The 1,747-nt window shown below is 40.6% G+C and carries 2 protein-coding genes and 1 pseudogene; 1 reads left to right on the plus strand and 2 read right to left on the minus strand.

Annotated elements, in window-relative coordinates; all coding sequences use genetic code 11:
* Positions 1-105 precede the first annotated feature (105 nt).
* Complete coding sequence (locus tag CLV38_RS13475; RefSeq protein WP_170068917.1) at positions 106-852, plus strand: DUF975 family protein; 747 nt, start codon at positions 106-108, stop codon at positions 850-852.
* 113 nt (positions 853-965) lie between these two features.
* Here the strand turns inward: CLV38_RS13475 and CLV38_RS13480 are convergent, their stop codons facing one another.
* Positions 966-1,448, minus strand: coding sequence for a DUF456 domain-containing protein (locus tag CLV38_RS13480; protein ID WP_106196498.1), 483 nt, complete (start codon positions 1,446-1,448; stop codon positions 966-968).
* Positions 1,449-1,606: 158 nt separating this feature from the next.
* A pseudogene (locus tag CLV38_RS13485) lies at positions 1,607-1,747 on the minus strand (IS256 family transposase); the annotation flags it as partial.

Here is a 1,747-nt window from a genome sequence, read left to right on the forward strand (position 1 = left end):
CGGTGGACCTATTCCATGGCCCTATTATTAGGGAATATCCCAGAATATCCAAGCAATACTAACTAAGATTAGTACCATAAACTTATAATACGAGGAGTGATGATCATGAATTCAGCACATTATTTATCTCCCTCAGAACTGAAAAGGAAAGCAAGAGAAGAGCTTGCCGGAAACTGGCGAGAGGTTATCTTGCTGCATCTCGTTCCTGTGCTCATTTCTGTCCTGTTGACTGGCGGCATATATGGACTTGATTTATGGTCAATATCGAGACTGGCGAACGAGCAAGGTGAGACCAGTGTACTTGCTAATTTTTTAGTATCCTTTATTACTATCGGTATATCGTTTACACTACTTGATATGATTCGAACAGAGCAGTATAAAATCAATGCATTAAAAGACAGCTTTAGAGTCTTTTCGAGACCGTTTTTCATCCCTGTTTTTCTGATTCAGTTACTCCAGTCACTTTTTATAGCGTTATGGACGCTAGTCTTTATTATCCCCGGAATCGTAAAGGGGTATGCGTATTCGCAAGCGTTTTTCATTTTTAAAGATAAAAAAGAGCTGGGTGAGGAGGAGTATCCAACCGCAATCGACTGTATTACAGAAAGCAGAGAATTGATGGACGGACACAAAATGGAGTTATTCTCCCTTCATATCACATTTATCGGGTGGCATATAGTAGAAGCATTGACACTTGGTATCGCCTCTCTCTATGTCAGACCTTATCTGAATATGGCTGAAGCGGTGTTCTACGATAGAATTGCCTACACTGAGTTCGACCGATTGCACCAGCCCGAAGCAGTCTTCACTGATGAAATCGATGAGGATGATGAAGGATTTGGAGAGTATTAGTTCGAATGACACAGAAAAAGCACCTGTTTACAGACGGTTTTATACCGGTAAACAGGTGCTTTTTTCTGTCAGTCCAGTGTAAGTTCAGGACTCACTCTCAATTTGAAGAGATATCATAGCCAGATAGTGAGGAAGAACCAGCCAATCATAATCAGTTGGATAATAGCTTCAGCCACACGCCCGCTTAAAAACCCAATCAGTGTTCCGACAGCTGCTCTAAGTGCCTGATGGAAGGTATCTTGTTTCCAATTTTCGACAATCAGTACGGCTACAAATGGAAGAATGAGAATACCAAAAGGAGGGTAGACAAATGTCCCGACGATGATGGCTATTGTAGCGACACGCTCACCTAACTTACTGCCTCCGAATTTCTTTACAGCTAAAGAACCGGCGAAAACATCTGCTAGAAGCAGAAGAACCGTGAGGACTCCCATCGACACCCAAAAGACCCAGGTCAGCTGAGCTACATTCAGGAAAAAATGATATATCAGGAAGCCGACCCACAAAACGAGGACTGAAGGAACGACCGGAAACAGCAGTCCAACAAAACTAAGTATGAATAAGCCGATGATTAGTACCCATAGTAATAATTCCATGATTTGTGCTCCTTTCTCTATAGTCTACTGTCAGTATACTAAAGATAGTTAGATATAAAAAAAGATAGACTTATTTATACTTTTTAATCCCTTCAATTGACAAGGGGAGTGTCAATAATTATGTGTAAATGAAGTGCTCCTTCTATAAAATCGATTTATTAATTTGTTAATCTTTCAAACATTTTTTCTAGCTCCGCTTCAGCCTGTTGGAAGCCGCGGTGAATCCGTGTCAAAAACTTCTGATTGTACGTATCAAAACGGGAAACCAAAAAGCGATCCATAGATTCTTCATTCTGAAA

The organism is Alkalibacterium olivapovliticus (assembly GCF_003003275.1).
GTDB lineage: Bacteria > Bacillota > Bacilli > Lactobacillales > Carnobacteriaceae_A > Alkalibacterium > Alkalibacterium olivapovliticum.